Here is a 22,094-nt window from a genome sequence, read left to right as displayed (position 1 = left end):
CTTATTCCAATCCGCCGACATGAAGCGTTTTGATCTCAAGATATTCATCTATCCCGAGCTGGGATCCTTCGCGCCCCAGCCCGGACTGCTTTACACCGCCGAACGGCGCGACCTCGGTCGAGATCAGGCCGGTGTTCAGGCCCACCATGCCGAATTCCAGCGCCTCGGCAACGCGCCACGAGCGCTTGAGGTTTTCAGTGTAGAAGTAGGCGGCAAGGCCGAAGGGCGTGCCGTTCGCGATCGCGATCGCTTCGTCCTCCGTCTCGAAGCGGAAAAGCGGCGCGACTGGTCCGAACGTCTCTTCTGAGGCCAAGAGCATGTCAGTCGTTGCCTCACCGAGCACGACGGGGCGCGCATACTGCCGACCTTCCGGCATACGTTCGCTCTGCGAGATGATCTTCGCGCCTTTGTCCAGGGCGTCTGTGACGTGCCGCTTGATCTTTTCTATCGCCGCGCCATTGATCATTGGTCCGATTTCGACACCTTCTTCGGTGCCGGCACCGACCTTCATTTTTGCGACCCGGCTGGCGAGCCTTTTCGCAAAGGCATCGTAAACGCCGGATTGCACCAGAATGCGATTGGAGCAAACGCAGGTCTGTCCGCCATTACGAAACTTCGACGCAATCGCGCCCTCGACGGCCCGGTCAACATCGGCATCATCAAAGACGATGAACGGCGCGTTGCCGCCGAGCTCGAGGCTGAGCTTCTTGATGTTGGCGGCGGCGCCTTTCATCAGCAATGCGCCGACGCGAGTCGACCCGGTAAACGAGATCTTGCGGACAGTTTCATTGTCCATCAGTTCCTGGCCGATTTCCGCGGGCATGCCCGTCACGATATTAATCACGCCCGCCGGGATCCCTGCCCGCTGCGCAAGAACGCCGATCGCGAGCGCCGAAAATGGCGTAAATTCAGATGGCTTGATGACCACGGTGCAGCCCGCAGCAAGCGCAGGTGCCACCTTGCGCGTGATCATGGCGTTAGGAAAGTTCCAGGGGGTGATGATCCCGCAGACGCCTACCGGCTCTTTCAGCACCAGAATGCGGCGATCGGCAGTGGGTGAAGGGATGGTCGATCCGTTGATCCGGCGTGTCTCTTCCGCAAACCATTTTACGAAGGATGCCCCATAGCGGATTTCTCCGAGCGATTCAGCAAGCGGCTTACCCTGTTCCAGAGTCAGCAAGAGCGCCAGATCCTGCTCATGCTGCCGCATCAGCTCATACCAACGCTCCAAAAGTGCCGCGCGTTCTGCATGAGTAGTCTTCTTCCAAGCTTTGAACGCATCAGCCGCAGCGTTGATTGCAGCCGCAGTCTCGTTACGCCCCATATCGGGGATGGTACCAAGGACGTTCTGGCTGGCAGGATCAATGACATTGGCAGTGGCTTTCGCGCTCGCATCTCGCCAATTGCCGCCGATCAGCCCTTGCTGGCGAAACAGATCCTTGTCCTTCAATGCAATCATCTACATGTTCCTTTGCCTTCGGGCCCAACTCCGCCATTCCTGCTTGCCAACCGAGCAGGTCTGCACTACGAGAACGCTCTTGGATTTGCGACTGGCGAGCAAAGCCGGCTCATTTGAGCAATAAAGGCCGCACACCGCATTTTTTCATCGAGAATTGCCTGACGGCGCTGAAGCCGGTCAGGCGCGACTTTGAAAGTCGATTGTTCTGCCAAGCCAGATTTCGACCGCTCTGAGCATTGCGCTCAGTCATAAGCGCTGACGTAGATCTTTCGCACGGTCTCGATCGTGCGCCAGACGCCGACAAAGCCCGGTTTCATCACGAAGCTGTCGCCGCCGCGGTAAGTCCTGGTCTCACCACCCTTTTCCTCAATTTCGATGAGACCCGAGATGATGTGGCAGAACTCGTAAGTGGTGCCTTTGATGGAATGGGTCTCGCCGGGCGTTGCTTCCCAGACGCCGGTCAGCACCTTCTCGGCTTTGGAGGCGTCCTGCGCCCAGGTCTTGAAGGATGGATTGCCCGAAATGAGTCGTTCCGGAGCAGGCAAGGTGTTCTTTGGTGCGAAGTCCGGATTGGTATCGATAGTAATGAGAAGTGACATGGCATTATCCCTGGTTAATAGCCGAGTGTTCGATCGACAAGCCCGATCGGATTTTTTCCCGCGCGGTGGCGCCTGATGTTTTCTACGACGGATTGTGCCGCCGTATGCGGTTGCGTCACGGATGCGATGTGCGGCGTTATCATGACCTTCGGATGTGCCCAGAGCGCATGGCCTTCCGGCAGCGGCTCGGGGTCAGTGACATCGAGCATAGCTGCCGCGAGGCGGCCGCTGTCGAGCGCCTCGATGAGTGCGGCCTGATCGAGCTGCGGGCCGCGGCCGAGATGCAGCAGTCGCGCTCCCATCGGCAAAAGCGAGAAGAGTTTTGCGTTCAGGAGGCCGCGGGTTTGCTCCGTCAGGGGCAGAAGACAGACGAGAATATCCGTTCCTCTCAGGAAACTGCCTAGCCGATCGTCGCCATGAAAGCAGGTGACGCCCTCGACTACCTTTTTGCTGCGGCTCCATGCGGCAAGGGAAAATCCAAAGGGCTTGAGGCGATCGATTGCCGCTTGCGCCAGCATCCCAACGCCCAGGAAACCCACGCGGCGTTCGGTCGCCTGTGGAGTGACAATATCTTGCCACTCGCCCCTTCTCTGCTGCTCCCGATATGCGAGCATCTCGCGATGGAGCGCCAGCACGCCAAGCACGACGTATTCCTGCATCATGCGTATGATGCCATCCTCGACCATACGCACCAGCATCACATGATCGGGTATGATCTCGGGCACGAACTGGTCGACTCCGGCACCGATCGAAAAGAGCACCTCCAAATTGCGATAACGCGAGACGTCGTCCGGCACGTTCCAGGTCAGCAGATACCGCACCTTTTCCGGGTCGATGCTTTTCCTACCCTGGTAGAATTCAAGATCGGGGAGCTCGCGCGCAAATATCTGGCGGAAAATTGCGCCCCGAGCGGCATCGGAATTGAAAAGAAACCCCATCTAGGGACCCTTCGTGTCACGCGGCGAGATGCTCGATGACTTGTTGGCGCGCAGCGAGCTCGCCGGGCATCTACAGCCTAGCGGCAAGCAGAAGCTTTCTCTGCCGAATATCGGTGCGCTATATGCCGAACATTTCGAACACTTGCACCAAAACAGGTGAAACCTGCTGGCTTTCCGTGCAATGCTGCGGCAAACACGTCTGCTGTCGCAACTGGGCAGCTAAAGCACGACAAGCCATAGACGTTGGCATTCCGCGAAGGAATGAACTGAGATGGGACGATCCGTACGCCTGAAGTCCTTCGAATTGGTCGCGCGCGACATTCGAGACGTTGATGTGAAGCTGCTCCACGCGCTCTCGATTGCCGTCGGCTGGCCGCATCGGCCAAAGGACTGGGATTTCCTGCGCCGCGCCGGTCAGGGCATCGTCGCTGTTGACGGCATCGGGCGCGTTTTCGGAAGTGCGATGTGGTTCCCCCACGGACACGAATTCGCCACCATCGGCCTGGTACTCACATCGCCGCGCACCCAAGCACAAGGTACCGGCCGATGGCTGATGGAACAGGTGTTCGAACGGTGCGAGGATCGGAGTCTTGCCCTGAACTCGACCGATGCTGCCTATCATCTTTATCTGTCGCTGGGCTTCACCAAGGAAGCGGTCGTGTATCAGTGGCAGGGAGAGATCGTATCACCCCTTCCACCGACATCAGTTCTGGATGGCGAATTGAGGTCGGCGTCAGCCGAAACTCTCAATGAGATTGCGGCGCTGGATGAGCGCGCATTCGGCACGAGCCGCCGGGAGCTGCTTGCTCTGCTTTCGGAAGGTGCGTCAATCTGTGTACTGCGCCGCGACGGCAAGACCGTCGGCTACTCCATGAAGCGCGAATTCGGGCGTGGTCACGTGATCGGTCCCATTGTCGCCAGCAATGATTATGACGCGATCCATCTCACGGCCGTGCATCTTAAGGATCTCACCGGCCGTTTCGCCCGCGTCGATACCCGGGAGCAAACGGGCCTGTTTGCTGACTATCTTCAGCAGAGCCGCCTCGCGATCAGCGAGACGGTCACAACCATGTCCAAGGGGCGGCGATTCCTCAACCGAAAGGAAAACGAGCCGTGGGTCTACGGATTGGCCGCTCACGCGTTGAGCTGAGCTGTGAAGCGAATTGTTAGTGGCGCCTGTCCCACGAATATAAATGATAACGACCACTTATTCGGCAACTTCGATTCCGGAGTGTCAGAAAAATTTTCGCGGCGAATTTCGATATTCCGAGCAACAAAACTAAACCGCTGAATGTTGCGACTATTCCCTACGTGGCCGCTCCCTCCCCATTCAAGCTACGGCCCGAAACGGTTTCCGCCCATGCGTTGTTCCGCGATGCCGGCAGCCGCTCAAGTGGCCGAACTCTGGATGATACCCATGCAGAGGTATTTGATTTCCAGATAGTCCTCGATGCCGTATTTCGAACCCTCACGGCCGTTGCCGCTCTCCTTGACGCCGCCGAACGGTGCAACCTCGGTCGAGATCAGGCCTTCGTTGATACCGACGATGCCGTACTCGAGCGCTTCGGCAACGCGCCAGACCCGTCCGATATCGCGGCCGTAGAAATAGGCCGCAAGTCCGAACTCGGTATCGTTCGCAAGGCGGATCGCTTCCTCTTCAGTCTTGAAGCGGAATACGGGCGCGACCGGGCCAAAAGTTTCCTCCCGGAAGATCAACATGTCCGGCGTGGCGTCCGCCAATACCGTCGGTTCAAAGAACGTGCGGCCAAGCGCATGGCGCTTCCCACCGATGGCGACGCGCGCTCCCTTGGAAACCGCATCGGAAACATGCTCTTCGACTTTCTCCACGGCGGCGATGTCGATCAGCGGACCAATCGCGACGCCGGGCTCGAACCCGTCACCGATCTTGAACGCACTAACCGCCTCAGCCAGACGCGAGACAAACAAATCGTAGATCTTGTCCTGCGCAAGGAAGCGATTGACGCAAACACAGGTCTGGCCGGCATTGCGGTATTTCGAAGCCATCGCGCCCTTGACCGCGGCATCGATGTCCGCATCGTCGAAGACGATGAACGGCGCGTTGCCGCCGAGCTCCATCGATGTCCGCTTCACCGTCGACGCGCTCTGCGCCATCAGCTTCTTGCCGATTTCGGTCGAACCCGTGAATGTCACCTTGCGTACGATCGGATTGGAGGTCATTTCGCCGCCGATCGCCGACGCCGAACCTGTGATGACGGACAGCACACCTTGAGGGACGCCTGCCCGCTCCGCCAGCAGCGCAAGCGCCAGCGCGGACAGTGGTGTCTGGCTTGCCGGCTTGACGACCATGGTGCAACCCGCCGCCAGGGCCGGGCCCGCCTTGCGCGTGATCATCGCGGCCGGAAAATTCCACGGGGTGATTGCGGCACAAACGCCGATCGGCTGCTTTAGCACGATGATGCGTCGGTCGGCCGTGAACCCCGGGATCGTATCGCCATAGACGCGTTTTGCTTCCTCGCCGAACCACTCGACGAAGCTTGCGGCATAGGCGATCTCGCCCTTGGCTTCAGCAAGCGGCTTGCCCTGCTCCGCCGTCATGATCGCACCGAGATCGTCCTGGTTCGCCATCATCAGATCGAACCAGCGTCGCAGGATCACGGCGCGCTCTTTCGCGGTACGGGCTCGCCACGCCGGTAGCGCAGCGTTGGCGAATTCGATCGCCCGCCGGGTCTCGGCCATCCCCATGTTGGGGACATGTCCGACCACGGCGCCGGTCGAGGGATTATCGACCGTGATGGTGGCGCCGTTATCGGCGGCTACCCACGCACCTGCCACCGGACAGGCATCGCGCAACAGGGTCGGATCTTTGAGCGTGAGTTTCGAAGCCATGATGAAGACAGCCAGGTTGGAATTAACACGTTATAATGCAGTTCGGCATGAAGCATTCAGCGCTAAGTGGAGTCGTGGCCGCTCAGAAACTGCGTCACGACCTCGATCTGTTCGTCAGCGATCAGGGCCGGCGCATGCCCGCAGTCCGCGACGGTGTGAACGCGGACATTGCGATTGCGCCGCATCATGTCCTTGAGGACGCCTTCGGAAAGCAAATCCGATTGCTGCCCGCGTATGACCAGAATGGGGACATCGATCGCATCCCAGTATTTCCAGAGATCGACGCTGTAGTGCCAAGGGTTTCGAAAGGCCTGAGCGATGTTCGCATCGCACAGCGGCTTGAAGCAGCGCCCCTCCACGCTCCAGGCCACGCTATGCGTTGTCAGATGCCGCCAGTGCACATCCTCCAATCGCCCGAAAGGCGCCAGAACCCGCCGGTAGTAGCCTTCGGCCTGTTCGATCGTCTCAAACGATTTGGGCGCCTCGTTGAGATTGGCACCGAGACGAAGCAATCCGGTCCAGGGCAGATAGGGTCCGATGTCGTTGATGACGATGCGACGGATCGGACTGCCCGGAAGGGCAGCCAGCACCATCCCGATCAAGCCGCCCAGCGACGTTCCAACCCAATCGATCTCCGTTGCACCAAGAGCTGCCATCAACACGGTCATGTCGCTGCAATATTGCGGCAAGGCATAGTCGCTGCTGTCGTGCAGCCGTTCGCTTTGTCCGCGGCCCGGCAAGTCCGGGCAGACGACCTGCCGCCCTGCCATTGCGAGAACTGCGGCGAGGTGATCGAAGTCCCGGCCGTTTCTGGTCAAGCCATGGACGCAGAGCACCGGCCGCACCGCGGGCGCGGGCCCCCAATCCGTGAATGCGATACGATGGAAGCTGCGCCGGGTCAGCCCGCGCACCGATCCGGTGCGGTCGGGCGCCCTCTGCCGTCCTTCAGGCCAGTCCGTGGGGCGCAACTCGGTGGATTTCAGCCCCATCGGTCTATTCGACAAACCGGTGGGCGTCGGCCGAGGTTTCGAAGATATGCGGCGCGACGTCGCGGCGGGCCAGCGCGTCGCCGAGCTTCAGGCGCATGAATGCGCTGGTGGTGTAGCGCGAGGCATGATCGTAGCAGGTCCGCTCGACCTCGGCGGCCATTGAAAACCATTTCTCCGTCATGTCGGGAGCGATGTAAGACGAATCGTAGTTGACGACTGCGGAAAACCGGCGTCCGACACGATGGAAGAGTTCGAGGATCGACGCCCGGATTACCTCGACGTCGGCATCTCTATGGACCCGATAGCCGTCAAGTCCGAGAAAAAGCGTGTTGCGATCGGCATCGTACGACAGCCGCTCCGCCAGCGGCCGATTGAGCAGCCGGTCGTCGAGCTGCATCAGGGCCTCGCTGAACAGCGAAACATCCATGGATTTCGGCGCGCGGATGATGGGCCGAAAGCCCATGAGCGCGAGAATGTCGCGCTCCATATCGATACCCGGCGCGATCTCGATCAGTTCGAGACCCTCGGGAGTGAGGCGGAACACGCATCGCTCCGTCACATAGAGAACGGGCTGCCTGTTGGTTGCGGCAAGCTGGCCCGAAAACGTGATCTGATCCACCTTGTCGATGAATTTCGAGGACTTGCCTTCGCTGAGGATCTTGAGCTGACCATCCACGACCGACGTCTTGAGCCCACCGGTGGTGAAGGTGCCTGCGAAGATCAGCCGGCGCGCATTCTGGGATATGTTGATGAAGCCGCCGGCGCCGGCCAGACGGCCATTGAACAGGCTGACGTTGACGTCGCCGCGGCCATTGACCTGAGCCATGCCGAGACAGGCCAGATCGAGCCCGCCGCCGTCGTAGAAATCGAACATCTGGTTCTGGTCGATGATCGATTCTGCATTGATCGAAGCACCGAAATCGAGACCGCCTTGCGGAATACCGCCGATGATGCCGGGCTCGGCAGTCAGCGTCACAAAGTCGAACAGCTTTTCTTCGGCGGCAACCGAGGCGACTCCCTCCGGCATGCCGATGCCGAGATTGACCACGCCGCCCATCGGCAATTCCAGGGCGCAGCGGCGCGCAATGATCTTGCGGTTATCCAGCGCCATCGGAACATTGCGATCGGCCGGCGCGCGCAATTCGCCCGAAAATGCTCCGTTGTAACCCGTGGCATAGGTCTGGACATGGTTTTCGGGCTGCGCAACGACGACGCAGTCGATCAAGACGCTCGGAATTTTGACGTGACGCGGATTGAGCGAGCCGGAGGCGGCGATGCGCTCCACCTGCGCGATGACGAATCCCTTGCAGTTCTTGGCGGCCGTTGCCAGCGCCAGATTGTCGAGGGTCAACGCCTCTTTTTCCATCGAGATGTTGCCGTTGTGGTCGGCGGTGGTACCTCTGATGATCGCAACGTTGATGGGAAATGCCTTGTAGAACAGCCATTGTTCGCCGTCGATTTCGATCATCCGCACCAGCTCTTCGGTGGTGCGCGCATTCAGCTTTCCGCCACCATTGGCCGGATCGACGAAGGTGCCGAGCCCGACCTTGGAGAGAAGCCCGGCCTTGCGCCCCGCAATTTCACGAAACAGATGCGATACGCATCCGAGCGGCAAGTTATAGGCCTCGACGTGATTGTCGACCGCCATCCGGGCGAGCTTCGGAACCAGGCCGAAATGTCCGCCGACCAGGCGTTTGATCAGGCCGGGATGCGCCAGGCGGTTGAGGCCGCGATCGGCGCCGTCTCCCGGCGCCGCCGCGAACACCAGCGAAAGGTCCCGCGGCTCTCCGGTCTGCACGAAACGCCGCTCCAGCGCCTTGATGATTTCATCGGGCGTTCCCACGCCGACGAAGCCGGACGAGGCGACGGTGTCACCGGAACGGATGATGGCAACCGCCTCGGCGGCGTCGACGATCTTGTTGCGCATCAGGCTTCACTTCCGGGATTGGCGTCGCGGGCGACCAGCCAGTCGGCAATGCTCTGGCTCAGCTTGCCCTGCGATTTGCTGGAGACGAACAGGCCGACATGGCCGCCGGGCAGCGGAATTTCGGTGTAATCCGTGCTGCCTATCTTCGCTCCGAGCGCGCGCGAGCAGTCCGGCGGAATGATATGGTCATCCAACGCAAAAACATTCAGCACGGGAGCCGTGATAGACTTCAGATCGACCCGACGGCCGGACAGTTCAAAGCTGCCATCGACCAGGCGGTTCTCCTGGTAGAGATCCTTCAGCCACTGCTTCGCCGCTCCGCCAGGATGATGCGGACGGTCCGCGAGCCACTTTTCCATGCGGAGGAAATTCATGAACTTGGCCTCGTCATCGACGACGTCGATGAGATCGACATTGTATTTCGTCAGTGAGCGCATCGGCGTCATCATCGAGAACACCGAGCTCATGAACTCGCCCGGCAGCACGCCGTAAGTATCGACCAGCTTGTCGATGTCATCAGGATCGAGGCTGCGGGTCCAAAGGTTGAGGAAGCCGTGGTGCGCGGCCTTGTCCTTGACATCGGCATGGAAGTCGATTGGGGTAATGGTGATGACGAGATTTTTGACCTTTTCCGGATGCAGAGCGGTGTAGCACGTCGTAAAGACGCCGCCTTCGCAGATGCCGAGCAGCGTGATCTTGTCATGGCCGGTTTCCTGCGCGATGCGGTCGACTGCGGCATCGATGTAGTCATCGACGTAATCATCAATTTTCAGCCATCGCTCGGTTCGGCCCGGCTGGCCCCAGTCGATCAGCCAGAGATCGAGCCCTTTTGAGAGAAGGCTGCGCACCAGCGAGCGGTCAGGCTGTAAATCAGCCATGGTATACCGCCCGATCAGGCCGTAGGCCAAAAGGACGGGCGTCTTCGCCGTCGCTTCCGCCATCGGCTCATAATGGAACAGCTCGACCTTGTCGCGGCGCATCATGAGATGCTTCGGTGTCGTGCCGATGGCGACGTCTTCATCCCGCGTATTGGCGATCAACTGTGTCGCCTTGAACATCTTCTCGGCGTTGGCCGCCATGTCCCGGGCGAAGCGCGAGGTTTGGTTCTCCTGATCGCTCATCGTGCGGCTTCGCTCTTCTGGTCGCGGATCTGGCGGGCGAGCGTACGGACTTCTCGGCGGAGTTCGGTCAATTGCTGCGTCACGTCGTCGAAATCCTTGCGGGTCGGCAGCCCCAACATGGCTGACGCGGCCTCAGCGACATCATCCTGCCGGCTCCGTAACTTCAATCCCGCCTGCAGCAGTTCCTTCTGAGCTTGCAAGAAGCCGTCGGTGCGCTGATTCCGGATCAGTTCCTCGTTGGAGATTTCGCTCCATTTGGCGAACGCCTCGCGCCACTCCGGATGCGGGGAGCCATCGCTACCGGTGGCGGACATCGTCTCGTAAAACCGCTTCGACGCTTCAGGCCATGGAGCGGCAGCAACCGCATTGTAGCTCGCAAGCCGCTGGCGCATCTCGATCCAGGCCCCAAAGGCCAACGCCATTTTCCGGTCGATGTCCCAGACGTCGGCCAGCCGCGGCCCCTGCGCCATCCGCTCGATCGCTGCCGACAGTTCGTTGCCGTCGCCAAAACCACCCGGCTTTTCCGACAGACGCGCCAGCATGAACGGTGCCATCGACCCCGACCACGCCTCGACCATGCGGTTCGAGGATTCGGCCATCGTCTGCCACAGCTTCGCCCATTCGAGGCCGGGATCGGAATCAGCGGAAGCCGATTTGTCGTTCTCGCTCATGCTGCTCACTCTTTGTGCCGCTCAGGCCGCCGCGCGGTTGCCGAACGCCTCGGTGTAGATCGCCAGCGCATCGTCGAAGCTCAATTCCCGCGGATTGTTCACGAGAAGCCGCGTCTGCTTCATCGCATCCTCGGCGAGCTTCTTCAGGTCGCCCCTCGCAATGCCGACATCGGCCAGCGAGGCCGGCACGTTGCAATCCCGGCAGATCGCCGCGATCGCATCGACGAACAGCCGTGCCCGCTGGCTGACGCTCATTCCTTCCGATTTGGGATCGACGATCGGCGCCAGTTCGGCGTAGAGGCCTTCCGCCTCCGGCAAATTGAACCGCAGCACCTGGGTCAGCACCAAGGCATTCGACAGGCCATGCGGCACGTGGAACAGCGCGCCGATCGGATAGGCCAGCGCGTGCACGGCGGCGACCGGGGAATTGGCGAACGCCATGCCGGCCAGCATCGAACCCAGCAGCATTTGCGACCGCGCTTCGAGATTAGATCCGTCCGCACAGACCGTCCGGACATTCGCCGACAGCAGGGCGAGAGCCTGCCGTGCCAACTGGTCCGACATCGGATTCTTCCGGTGCTTGCTGGTATAGGCTTCGATCGCATGGACCATGGCGTCGATGCCGGTCGCCGCGGTGACATGCGGCGGCAGGCCGAGCGTCAGCTCCGGATCGAGGATCGCCCAGTCCGGGAGCAGGCGGGGCGCAACGACGCCCTTTTTCTCGGTCGTCGGCGTGGTGACGATCGCAATCGGGGTCACCTCCGAGCCCGTTCCGGCCGTTGTCGGCACCAGCAGCAGCGGAAGGCGTTCGCCCTTGGCAAGGCCGACGCCGTAGATATCTTCGAGGCGATCAGGCGTTTTGGCCAGATAGGCCACCAACTTCGCGGTATCGAGCGCGCTGCCGCCGCCGATTGAGGCAACCAGCTCGATGTCCTTGTCACGACACAGTGCGACCGCCCGCTCGATGATATGCGACGGCGGATCCGCCTCCACATCTTCGAATATCGTCAGTTCGCAGCCGCCGGCAACCAGGCCAGCCTCGGCGTTTCTGGTCAGGCCTGCATTGCGTACGCCCTTATCCGTGACCAGCAGAACACGTTTTGCCCCGTATCCAGCGACCAACTCCGCCAGCTTTTTCGATGCGCCTGCCTCGAACAGGATGTTGGGGGGTGCCTGGAAGGTAAACGCTTTCATCTGACATCACTCCTGATCTGATCGGACGTTACTGCCGCAAGCGCCGCGGCGAACTGTTCGGTCACGGCGTCAATCGGCTGCAAACCGTCGACGACGTTGAGCAGTCCCTGCGACCGGTAGTATTCCGTGACCGGCGCGGTTTGCTCGCGATAAACGCCGAGCCGGGTCTTGAAGACCTCGGGATTATCGTCGCGGCGCACCGGCTCGCCTCGGCTTGCCGCATCGTCGGCGCGCCCTTTGATGCGGTCGAGCAGCGCATCTTCGTCGACCTCGAGCTCAAGCACCGCATCGAGCTTGATGCCCCGGGTGGCGAGTTCCTGATCGAGCGCTTCGGCCTGCGCGACCGTGCGCGGGAAGCCGTCAAGGATAAAGCCGCTTACCGCATCGGAATGGTCGATACGATTAGCGATCACCGATACCACGACGTCGTCGGGCACAAGTTCACCCCGATCCATGATGTGCTTGACGCGCAATCCCGCAGCCGTGCCTTCCGCAACCGCCTGGCGCAGCATGTCGCCGGTCGACAATTGCGGGATCGCAAATCGAGTGACGATCCTCGTCGCCTGCGTGCCCTTACCTGCGCCTGGCGGCCCCAACAGAACCAGTCTCATATCATTGCCCATATCTCGGTTTCAGCTCTTTGCCCGCGCGATGGCCTCGACGATCAGCCGGCGCGCTTCGGCACTGTCGCCCCATCCGATCACCTTCACCCACTTCCCCGGCTCCAGATCCTTGTAGTGTTCAAAGAAGTGCTGGATCTGCTCGATCGCGATCTGCGGCATGTCGGCGATCCCGTTGACGTGTGCGTAGCGCATCGTCAGTTTCGGCATCGGCACGGCGATGATCTTCTCGTCGCCGCCGCCCTCGTCATCCATCTTGAGCACGCCGATCGGCCGCACATTGATTATGGCGCCAGGAGCGATCGGCCGCGAATTGGCCACGAGCACGTCGATCGGATCCCCCTCGTCCGAAAGCGTGTGCGGAACGAAGCCGTAATTTCCGGGATAGCGCATCGGCGTATACAGGAAGCGGTCGACGAACAGCGCGCCCGCCGCCTTGTTCATTTCGTATTTGATCGGTTCACCGCCGATCGGAACCTCGATGATGACATTGACGTCCTCCGGGGGATTGTCGCCGATCGAAATCGCGTCGATATTCATTTCCGCGCCGCCTTTTGGCTATGGCGGTTTTTGATGAGATCATCGACCACCGCCGGATCCGCCAGGGTTGAGGTGTCCCCGAGCGCGCCGACTTCGTCCTCGGCGATTTTGCGCAGAATACGACGCATGATCTTTCCAGAGCGGGTCTTGGGCAGGCCCGGCGCAAACTGAATGACATCGGGTGCGGCGATCGGTCCGATCTCCTTGCGGACCCAGGCCACTAGTTCCTTGCGCAACTCTCCGGAGGGCTCCGCATCCGACATCAAGGTGACGTAGGCGTAGATGCCCTGCCCCTTGATGTCGTGCGGAAAACCGACAACAGCGGCTTCGGAAACCTTCTGATGTGCGACGAGCGCGCTTTCGACTTCGGCTGTCCCCATGCGATGACCGGATACGTTGATGACGTCGTCGACGCGGCCGGTGATCCAGTAGTAGCCGTCGGCGTCGCGCCGGCAGCCATCGCCGGTGAAATACTTGCCCGGATAGGTCGCGAAGTAGGTCTGCATGAAGCGCTCGTGGTCGCCGTAGACCGTGCGCATCTGGCCTGGCCAGGAATCGGCAATGACGAGATTGCCTTCGCATGCGCCGGTCAGCACGGCACCACTTGCGTCCACCACTTCCGGCATCACTCCGAAAAACGGCAGGGTTGCCGAACCGGGCTTCAAAGCCGTCGCGCCGGGAAGCGGCGAGATCAAGATGCCGCCTGTCTCGGTCTGCCACCAGGTATCGACGATCGGACAACGTCCATCGCCGACCACGCGGTGATACCAATCCCACGCTTCCGGATTGATCGGCTCGCCCACCGAGCCGAGCAAGCGCAGCGACGCACGGCTGGTCTGTTTGACCGGCTCTTCCCCCGCACCCATCAACGAACGGATCGCGGTCGGCGCGGTGTAGAAGATGTTGACCTTGTGTTTGTCGACGACCTGCCAAAAGCGCGATGTTGAGGGATAGTTCGGGATCCCCTCGAACATCAGCGTGGTCGCGCCGTTGGCCAGCGGCCCATAGACGATGTAGCTGTGGCCGGTGACCCAGCCGACATCGGCGGTGCACCAGTAGATGTCGCCGTCGTGATAGTCGAACACATACTGGTGCGTCATCGACGCAAAAACGAGATAGCCACCCGTGCTGTGAACGACGCCCTTTGGAGCACCGGTTGAACCCGACGTGTAAAGAAGGAATAGCGGATCCTCCGCGTTCATTTCGACCGGCGCGCAGTCGGCCGAGGCCTTTGCCACCTCGTCCGCGTACCAGACGTCGCGGCCGTCGACCCAGTCGATGCCACCGCCGGTGCGCTTGACCACGATCATCGTCTTCACGATGCCGGCCACCTTCTTCAGCGCATCGTCGGCATTGACCTTCAGCGGTACCTTGCGCCCGCCGCGCAGCCCCTCATCGGCGGTGACCAGGACTTTGGACTGGCAGCCCTCGATACGTCCGGCCAGGGCATCCGGCGAGAACCCGCCGAACACGATGGAATGGACCGCCCCGATTCGCGCGCAGGCGAGCATGGCATAGGCGGCTTCCGGAATCATGGGCAGGTAGATCGTGACGGTGTCGCCTTTCTTCACACCGTGACTTTTCAGGACATTCGCGAAACGACAGACCTGATCGTGCAACTCCGCGTAGGTGATGTGCCTGGATTCGGCGGGATCGTCGCCCTCCCAGATGATCGCGACCTGACCGGCACGCCGGGCAAGATGCCGGTCGATGCAGTTCATCGCCACATTCGTGGTGCCGTCCTCGAACCACTTGATCGAGACCTTGCCGGGCGCAAAGGAGGTATTCTTCACCTTCGTGAACGGCTTGATCCAGTCGATCCGCTTGCCATGCTCCGCCCAGAAAGCATCCGGCGTCGACACCGACGAAGCATACATGCTGCTGTATTTCGCAGCGTCAGCATGAGCCCGCCGTGCCCAGCCGGCCGGCACGTCATGGATCAGCGTATCTGACTTTTCCGTGCCCACCTTGGAGCCTCCCCGACGCACTGCGATGCGATTGTCTTGATCGGATGATGCATCGTCCGCGCTCGGAACGCGTGCAGGCAACATCCTGTGATCAGCGATTTGATTTCGCTCTGAGGCGACCGGCGCTACTTATTCAGGTCAACAGTCGACGGCTGGTTCATTGCACTTGCAAGCTCGCGAAACTGCGCGTTCATTTTTTCCATCTGCTCCTTGAGATGGCTCTGATAAACTGCACCCATTTCCTGCGGGTCCTTGGCATGCAACAGCCGTTGCGCAAGCTCGAAGCCCGAAGCCACATTTTCCTCGGCGAACGCGACGGCTCTTTCGTTCATCTCCTTCGCCGCCGAATAGGTTGAGCGAACGCTGGAATCGGCCTTCTCTCTCAACTTCTGGGATTCGGTTATGTATTTCGACACAGCCTCTTTCGCCTTGTCCAGCGTGGTCTGCGCCATTTCCCGCATCTTCTCAGCCTGCTCGTTGATCTGCTCACTCATTGCACTCTCCATTGCCGGCGCTTGCGACCACGCCAATTTCAGCTCAGCTCATCAATCGGCCCTCGCCGACGGCTCACACGGTCGGCTCAATAACCTGCTTCAGCTTCTCGCGAAGTTCATCCACGAGCACGCGGGTATTTTCGCTGTAGTCGATCGGCACGACGACGAGGTGCACACCGCCACCTTTGAAAGCGTTTTCGAGCGTCGGAATCAACGAATCCGTGCTTTCGACCCGCGAGCCTTTCGCGCCGTAGCTCTCGGCGTATTTGACGAAATCCGGATTCCCGAACGTGAGGCCAAAGTCCGGGAAACTATCGACCGCCTGTTTCCAGCGGATCATGCCATAGGCCGAATCTTCCAGGATCAGCACGACGAGATTCAATTTAAGGCGAACCGCGGTTTCCATCTCCTGCGAATTCATCATGAAGCCGCCGTCGCCGCAGACCGCGAGCACGCGGCGTTCCGGATGCAGCATCGCCGCCATCATGGCGGATGGCAGCCCGGCGCCCATTGTCGCGAGGGCATTGTCCAGCAGCAGCGTGTTCGCCACATAGGTGCGGTAGTTGCGGGCGAACCAGATCTTGTACATCCCGTTATCCAGCGCGACGACGCCGTCTTCAGGGATGACCTTTCGCACATCGTGCACGATGCGTTGCGGCGTCGGGGGCCAACGGTCCTCGGTCGCGCGATCGCCGATCCGGGCCAGGATACTTTCGCGAAGGCTTAACAGCGCGCCGGCATGATGCAGCCGCCCCTCGAGACGATCGGCCAGCAACTCCAGGCTCGGTCCAACATCGCCGACCACTTCGCACTGCGGAAAGTAGACCCGCTCCACGTTGGCCGGCGTGTAGCTGACGTGGATGACTTGAGGACCTTTGGGGCCCATGATGAAGGGCGGCTTTTCGATGGTGTCGTGACCTATGGCAATAATCAGATCGGCTCGGTCGACCGCTTCATGAACGTAATCGCGCTCGCTGAGTGCAGCCGTCCCCATGTAGAGGTTGCTGCCGCCGGGTACCGTTCCCTTGCCCATTTGTGTGGTGAAGAACGGAATTTTCGTGCGGCGGACGAAGCCGCCGATGCCGGCCGTGCTGCGCGGCCGGGACGCGGCGGCGCCGAGCATGATCAAGGGCCGCTTGGCCTTGAGGATCATGTCGGCAGCGCGATCCAGCGAGGCACGATGGGCGACCGGGATCTCGATCGGATGCGGCGCCACCATCGCGACGTCTTCGGATTCCTCGCCCGCGATGTCCTCGGGCAGTTCCAGAAGAACCGGACCCGGACGCTCTTCCATGGCGATCCGGAAGGCATCGCGAACGATTGTCGGAATGCCGCTTGTGCTGACGATCTGGAGCGACAGCTTGGTCAACGGTTTGAAAGCGCTAACCACATCGACGATCTGGAATTTGGCCTGTCGGCTGCTCATGATGCCCTTCTGGCCCGTGAGCATGATCATGGGCATGGCGCCGAGCAGCGCGTAGGCGGCGCCAGTCGTCAGGTTCAATGCGCCAGGGCCAAGCGTGGTGATGCACACGCCGGGCTTGCCGGTCAGCCGTCCATAAGTCGCGGCCATGAAGGCCGCGCCCTGCTCGTGGCGTGTCAGGATCAGCTTGATCGACGAGTTGCGCAAGCTTTCCACGACATCGAGGTTCTCCTCGCCGGGAACGCCGAAAATTCGGTCGACGCCCTCGTTCTCGAGTGCGGCAACCAACAAATCTGATCCCTTGGCCATCAGCGCGTCTCTCCCATTCGAATTCAATGCTCTCCGGACGCCGTCGCAGGCATGACGGGGCCGTCGTGTTTCAGTTCAGATCCGGCCATCGCCGTCGAGATAGCCTCGCGTCCGCGTATCCGGCATCCAGAGCGACGCGACCAGGGCGACCAGCGCCATCGCCGCGACGTACCAGAAGAACAGGGTTTCGTATCCGGACGATTTCAGCGACAATGCAACATATTCCGCCGTTCCGCCGAACATCGCATTGGCAATCGCGTAGGGAAGTCCGACGCCTAGGGCGCGCACCTCGGGCGGAAACAGTTCGGCCTTCACGACGCCACTGATCGAGGTATAGAAGCACGCAATCACAAGACCGATCATGATCAGGCCAAAAACGGCGTAGACGTTGGTGGTGCTGGACAATGCCATCAATAGCGGCACCGCAGCGAGGGTAGCGCATGCGCTGAACAGGATCATGTTGTTGCGCCGGCCGATCCTGTCCGATAGCGCCCCGAACACCGGTTGCAGCAGCATGAAGGCGATCAGGGCAGCGGTCATGATCGAGCTGACCGTCTTGGCATCCAGCTTCACGCTGTTGACCAGGAATTTCTGCATGTAGGTCGTAAACGTATAGAAAAATAGCGATCCGCCGATCGTGAATGCGAGAACGATCAGCAGCGCGCGCTTATGATGCCAGAGGCCGGAGAGAGAACCTGCCTCCTTGCGGTGCATGGTCTCCGCCGAGGCCGTCTCCTGCAACGAGCGGCGGAGATACAACGCCACAACGGCCGCGACGGCGCCGAACAGGAAAGGCACCCGCCATCCCCATTCCTTCAGCTCGTCGAGCGACAAGGTTTGCTGCAGAACCACGACAACGAGGAGTGCGAGAAGTTGCCCGCCGATGAGCGTGACATACTGGAATGACGAATAGAACCCGCGGTTGCCCTTGCCGGCAATCTCGCTCATATAAGTTGCCGCCGTTCCATATTCCCCGCCGACCGACAGGCCTTGTGCCATGCGCGCAAACAGTAGGAGCGCCGGCGCCGCGGCGCCGATTGTTTGGTACGTGGGGAGCATTCCGATCATCAGCGATCCCGCGCACATCAGCAGCACCGACAGCACCATCGAATTCTTGCGGCCATGCGCATCGGCGATCCAGCCGAACAGCCAGCCACCGAGCGGCCGCATGAAGAACCCTACGGCGAAAATGCCGGCCGTCGCCAGCAACTGGCTGGTCTGGTCGCCAGACGGGAAGAACGCCGCCGCGAAATAGATCGAGGTAAATGCGTAAGCATAGAAGTCGTACCACTCGACCAGATTTCCGGACGACGCAGCCACAATCGCCTTGATACGCGACAGCTTTTGCGCCGTGCTGTCAGCGGGGATTGCCGGGTGCGATGCAGCAACAGCGGTCATTTGCTTACCCTCCCAATCGACGGATGATGCTTTGAGTGAAGTCGCCAGTGGACGCTTTGCCGCCCAGATCGGGCGTGCGAACGCCGTCCTCGCGCAAGACCTGATCAATTGCCGTTCTAAGACGGTTTGCGAGATCAGGCTGATCAATGTGCTCCAGCATCAGCCCGACCGCCAGCAATAAAGCGAGCGGATTGGCGATTCCCTTGCCGGCAATATCCGGTGCCGAGCCGTGCACGGCCTCGAAGATCGCCGCATCCGGACCGATGTTGGCGCCGGGCGCCATGCCGAGGCCGCCGACCAGACCGGCGAGCTGATCCGACAGGATGTCACCGAACAAATTGGTAGTGACGATGACGTCGAACTGCCAGGGATTCATGACGAGCTGCATCGCCGTGGCATCGACGATGCGATCGTCCATCTTGACCCTGCCCTCGTACTTCTTTGCAACCTCGTGACCGACCTCGAGAAAGATGCCGGTCAGCGCCTTCAGCACGTTGGCCTTGTGCACGACGGTCACCTTCTTGCGACCGTTCTTGAGCGCGTAGTCGAATGCGAATTCGATGATCTTGCGCGATCCTTCACGCGTATTGACCCCGGTCGAAATGGCGACCGCGTGCGGATCTTCCCCAATTGGAATATAGTGTTCGAAAGCGACATAGAGCCCGCCGAGGTTCTCGCGCACCAGCACGATATCGATTTCGTCGAATCGTCCTCCGGGAACCATGCTTCGAACCGGCCGCAAATTGGCGTAAAGGCCGAATTCTTCGCGCAGACGAACATTGATCGAGCGGAATCCTCCCCCCACCGGCGTCGTTAGCGGGCCCTTCAGGGCGAGCCGCGTACGTCGGATGCTGTCCAGCGTCGCCTGCGGCAGCGGATCACGGCTTTCCTCGATCGCGGCCAGGCCACCCTGCTGGATGTCCCATTCGAATGGAGAGCCGAGCGCTTCGAGAATGTCGACGGCCGATTTCACGATCTCGGGGCCGATACCATCGCCTGGAATGAGCGTAGCGGGCCGCTTCGTTTTGGATTGAGCAGGCATTACTATGTCCTCGAAGATGAGAGCCGCGGGGTTTTGTGAATGTCAGACATGCTGCCTTGCACTCAATGTACGGGGCTTGCGGCGGAGGTGGCGGGTAGCGTTTCCTGCTTGCTGATCCAAAGCACCGCGATGATCCCGGCGATTTGAAGCAAAGCCAGCGGTATCAAGGCCATGGGGAAGCTACCCGTCGCCTCCTTAATGACGCCGAGCAGCCACACCGCGCCAGAAGTGCCGATGTGCGACAGGGTATTGATGCCGGCAATTCCGGCCGCAGCAGTTGCCGGAGAGAGTGTCCCAGTCGCCAGGGCCCAGAATGGTCCCTTGATCGAATAATTACCGATCAAGACCACGCTCAGAATAGCAAGCGTCACGGGTAATGAGCTCGTGAGCATGGTCGCAAGCAGCGCCGTTGCGCATAACGCAAGTGGTATTGCGGTGTTTTGGGCATGGGCGTTCGACCTGTCCGAATATCTTCCCCAAAAGATCATCGCAACGGAGGCGATGCCAAATGGGATGGCATTCAGGAAGCCGGTCTCCATGTTGGACATCCCGAACGATTTCACGATCTGAGGCTGCCACAGCGACAACGCGTTGCTCGTGGCCGAGCTTCCCGCATAGATCAAACCGAGGATGAGCACATATTTGTTGGTCAGAATTTGCCACAGCGACATGTGGCCGACCTGCTTCGCCATCGATCGTTCCGACTGCAGGCGCGCGTCGAGCCAATTGCGCGCCTCCGGCTCGAGCCATTTTGCATCAGCGGGTTTGTTCGGAAGCCCGAAGAACGAGACCAGGCCGAGCAGGACGGCCGGAATGGCTTCAACGATGAAAAGCCATTGCCAACCACGAAGGCCGAGCACGCCATCCATCGCCAGCAAAGCGCCGGATATTGGCGATCCCAAAAAGCTCGATAGCGGTATCGCCACCATGAAAACCGCAACGATCCGTGCGCGATAGGCCGCCGGAAACCAGAAGGTCAGATACAGGATCACACCAGGAAAGAACCCGGCCTCCGCTGCACCCAACAAGAAGCGGCTCAGATAAAAAGTAATCGGCCCTACCGCAAAAGCGGAGAGAATACCGACTATCCCCCATGTGATCATAATGCGCGCGATCCAGATCCGCGCGCCAACTTTCTGCATCGCCAGATTACTGGGGACCTCGAAAAGAATGTAGGCGATATAGAACAGCGCCCCGCCCGCCCCGAAGGCAGCCTGCGTCAGGCCCAGATCCTTGTTCATTTGCAGGGCCGCAAACCCGGCATTGACGCGGTCAACGTATGAAATGAAATAGCACACCATGAAAAACGGAAGCAGGCGCCATGTAATGCGGCGCATGGTTTCCGCTTCGATCCTCGGTAGCGGCGCGGAATTCGTTGGCATGGCGTCCTCGTTTCGGGTTGACGGTCAGGCAGCGAGTTGGCGCAGGACGTATTGAAAAATTCCGCCGTTGCGGAAATATTCGAGCTCGTCGAGCGTATCGATGCGGCAGGTCAAGGGTATGATGGCCTTATTCGCACCATCGGACTCGCGGATCTCGATCGCGAGCTTCTGGAGATGCTGGGAAGGCCATTCTTTTCCGCTGCGGCAAGCGAATAGTAGGCGTAGCTCTTTGCACCGACGACAAGTGTCTGGCGTGCGCCGAAGCTGTTGAGATACTGCTTCATTATCAAGTCCCCCTTCGCTGGAATCGTCCGCCTCGCGCAGATCTGAAGCGGTCTATTTCTCCGATGCTGCAAAGGGATCGAGACCCGCTTTTTTCAGGGCCGGAGCAGCAGCAGCGGAAGCGAGGAAGGCAATCAGAGCCCGTCCGGCTTCCGGCTGACTGGCACCGGAGGTTATGCCTGCAGAAAAGATCGTGATTTTCTGGACGTCTGGCGGGAGCGGCCCGACAAGGTCGGCTCCAGCGATCGGCAGAAGTTCACTGATCTGTTGAAAGCCGAGTTCGGCGTCACCGCGTGCAACAACACTCGCGACCGGCTCCGCCGGAATCATTTTGGCCTTGTCCTTCATCTCGGCGGCGATCCCGAGACGCTTGAACAGCTCGGTGCCCACATAGACGCCGCTGGCGCTGTCGGAGTATGCAACTGACTTCGCGTTCAACAGTGCCTGCTTCAATGCGTCAGGAGTACCGATATCAGGCTTTGGCGTTCCGGCGCGTACCGCGATCCCGATCGGCGAGCGTACCAGGTCGACGCGGCTGGTTCTGACCGCCCTGCCCTGTTCGATCATCTCGCCAAGCGCGTCGCCGACCATGATGAGCACGTCCGCCGCCTCGCCGCGTGCCAGTCGCACGGGGATGGCGTTCTCCGTCGTTCCCATCGAGGGGCCATAGGCCGTGACGACCGTATTTCCCGTCGCGCGTTCAAATTGCGGTACGAGCTCCTTATAAGGCGTCGCCAAGCCTCCCGAGATCATGACCCTGACTTCGGACGCCTTGGCGATTCCAGCCGCGGCCGCCAAGACAATCAGCAAGCTTAGCGCAACTCGCCTGCGCACGACGATCGTCACGCTCATCGGCAATTTCCTTCGATGC

At 60.4% G+C, this 22,094-nt stretch carries 20 protein-coding genes; 2 read left to right on the top strand and 18 right to left on the bottom strand.

The annotated features are described in order from the left end of the window. Position 1: 1 nt before the first annotated feature. The 3 genes from IVB36_RS15955 to IVB36_RS15945 form a co-directional block, all read right to left on the bottom strand. Positions 2 to 1,459 (bottom strand): NAD-dependent succinate-semialdehyde dehydrogenase, encoded by a 1,458-nt coding sequence (locus IVB36_RS15955; protein WP_018453185.1) that lies wholly within the window; start codon positions 1,457 to 1,459, stop codon positions 2 to 4. A gap of 242 nt (positions 1,460 to 1,701) precedes the next feature. Then, positions 1,702 to 2,058 (bottom strand): cupin domain-containing protein, encoded by a 357-nt coding sequence (locus IVB36_RS15950; protein WP_018453184.1) that lies wholly within the window; start codon positions 2,056 to 2,058, stop codon positions 1,702 to 1,704. A gap of 14 nt (positions 2,059 to 2,072) precedes the next feature. Next, positions 2,073 to 2,996: a glyoxylate/hydroxypyruvate reductase A gene (locus IVB36_RS15945; RefSeq protein WP_018453183.1), complete on the bottom strand. Its 924-nt coding sequence runs from the start codon at positions 2,994 to 2,996 to the stop codon at positions 2,073 to 2,075. A gap of 271 nt (positions 2,997 to 3,267) precedes the next feature. On the opposite strand from IVB36_RS15945, the gene IVB36_RS15940 reads away from it, so the two are divergent. Then, positions 3,268 to 4,146, top strand: a complete 879-nt coding sequence (locus IVB36_RS15940) for a GNAT family N-acetyltransferase (protein ID WP_018453181.1) — start codon at positions 3,268 to 3,270, stop codon at positions 4,144 to 4,146. A gap of 239 nt (positions 4,147 to 4,385) precedes the next feature. Here the strand turns inward: IVB36_RS15940 and gabD are convergent, their stop codons facing one another. From gabD to IVB36_RS15870, 14 genes are all read right to left on the bottom strand, one after another. Continuing rightward, entirely contained in the window at positions 4,386 to 5,864 is a 1,479-nt protein-coding gene (gene gabD, locus IVB36_RS15935) for an NADP-dependent succinate-semialdehyde dehydrogenase (protein WP_018453180.1), read from the bottom strand. A 62-nt stretch (positions 5,865 to 5,926) separates the two neighbouring features. Beyond that, entirely contained in the window at positions 5,927 to 6,853 is a 927-nt protein-coding gene (locus IVB36_RS15930; protein ID WP_085361111.1) for an alpha/beta hydrolase, read from the bottom strand. 4 nt (positions 6,854 to 6,857) lie between these two features. Continuing rightward, positions 6,858 to 8,780: a CoA-transferase gene (locus tag IVB36_RS15925; RefSeq protein ID WP_085361112.1), complete on the bottom strand. Its 1,923-nt coding sequence runs from the start codon at positions 8,778 to 8,780 to the stop codon at positions 6,858 to 6,860. Then, positions 8,780 to 9,901 (bottom strand): class III poly(R)-hydroxyalkanoic acid synthase subunit PhaC, encoded by a 1,122-nt coding sequence (phaC, locus tag IVB36_RS15920; protein WP_018453177.1) that lies wholly within the window; start codon positions 9,899 to 9,901, stop codon positions 8,780 to 8,782. Before phaC ends, IVB36_RS15925 begins: the two co-directional genes overlap by 1 nt. After that, entirely contained in the window at positions 9,898 to 10,572 is a 675-nt protein-coding gene (locus IVB36_RS15915; protein ID WP_039798611.1) for a poly(R)-hydroxyalkanoic acid synthase subunit PhaE, read from the bottom strand. The genes phaC and IVB36_RS15915 overlap by 4 nt, the downstream gene beginning before the upstream one ends. A 21-nt stretch (positions 10,573 to 10,593) precedes the next feature. Next, a complete protein-coding gene (locus IVB36_RS15910) occupies positions 10,594 to 11,766 on the bottom strand; it encodes an iron-containing alcohol dehydrogenase (RefSeq protein ID WP_018453175.1) in 1,173 nt (390 codons plus the stop codon). Beyond that, positions 11,763 to 12,377 (bottom strand): adenylate kinase, encoded by a 615-nt coding sequence (locus IVB36_RS15905; protein WP_247392103.1) that lies wholly within the window; start codon positions 12,375 to 12,377, stop codon positions 11,763 to 11,765. The genes IVB36_RS15910 and IVB36_RS15905 overlap by 4 nt, the downstream gene beginning before the upstream one ends. 21 nt (positions 12,378 to 12,398) lie before the next feature. Continuing rightward, positions 12,399 to 12,926, bottom strand: coding sequence for an inorganic diphosphatase (gene ppa, locus IVB36_RS15900; protein ID WP_247392101.1), 528 nt, complete (start codon positions 12,924 to 12,926; stop codon positions 12,399 to 12,401). Further along, the gene (gene acs / locus IVB36_RS15895) at positions 12,923 to 14,977 is read right to left on the bottom strand and encodes an acetate--CoA ligase (protein ID WP_240543312.1); all 2,055 of its coding nucleotides are present in this window, start codon (positions 14,975 to 14,977) and stop codon (positions 12,923 to 12,925) included. The genes ppa and acs overlap by 4 nt, the downstream gene beginning before the upstream one ends. Positions 14,978 to 15,018: 41 nt before the next feature. Beyond that, complete coding sequence (locus IVB36_RS15890; protein ID WP_143273907.1) at positions 15,019 to 15,387, bottom strand: phasin family protein; 369 nt, start codon at positions 15,385 to 15,387, stop codon at positions 15,019 to 15,021. Positions 15,388 to 15,460: 73 nt separating this feature from the next. Beyond that, complete coding sequence (locus IVB36_RS15885; RefSeq protein ID WP_018453170.1) at positions 15,461 to 17,119, bottom strand: acetolactate synthase large subunit; 1,659 nt, start codon at positions 17,117 to 17,119, stop codon at positions 15,461 to 15,463. Between the two features lie 75 nt (positions 17,120 to 17,194). Next, positions 17,195 to 18,517, bottom strand: a complete 1,323-nt coding sequence (locus IVB36_RS15880; protein ID WP_018453169.1) for an MFS family transporter — start codon at positions 18,515 to 18,517, stop codon at positions 17,195 to 17,197. Between the two features lie 4 nt (positions 18,518 to 18,521). Continuing rightward, positions 18,522 to 19,559, bottom strand: coding sequence for an isocitrate/isopropylmalate family dehydrogenase (locus IVB36_RS15875; RefSeq protein ID WP_018453168.1), 1,038 nt, complete (start codon positions 19,557 to 19,559; stop codon positions 18,522 to 18,524). A gap of 62 nt (positions 19,560 to 19,621) precedes the next feature. Further along, entirely contained in the window at positions 19,622 to 20,941 is a 1,320-nt protein-coding gene (locus tag IVB36_RS15870) for an MFS transporter (protein WP_026232474.1), read from the bottom strand. 36 nt (positions 20,942 to 20,977) lie between these two features. Here IVB36_RS15870 and IVB36_RS15865 point away from each other — a divergent pair, with 36 nt between their 5' ends. After that, positions 20,978 to 21,157 (top strand): hypothetical protein, encoded by a 180-nt coding sequence (locus IVB36_RS15865; RefSeq protein WP_143273402.1) that lies wholly within the window; start codon positions 20,978 to 20,980, stop codon positions 21,155 to 21,157. Positions 21,158 to 21,277: 120 nt separating this feature from the next. Here IVB36_RS15865 and IVB36_RS15860 read toward each other — a convergent pair whose 3' ends face one another. Then, positions 21,278 to 22,075: a substrate-binding domain-containing protein gene (locus tag IVB36_RS15860; protein ID WP_018453165.1), complete on the bottom strand. Its 798-nt coding sequence runs from the start codon at positions 22,073 to 22,075 to the stop codon at positions 21,278 to 21,280. Positions 22,076 to 22,094: the final 19 nt, after the last annotated feature.

This window comes from Bradyrhizobium sp. 35 (genome assembly GCF_023073215.1).
In the GTDB taxonomy this organism is placed as follows: domain Bacteria; phylum Pseudomonadota; class Alphaproteobacteria; order Rhizobiales; family Xanthobacteraceae; genus Bradyrhizobium; species Bradyrhizobium canariense_D.
This window is presented reverse-complemented; position numbering and strand designations above follow the sequence as displayed.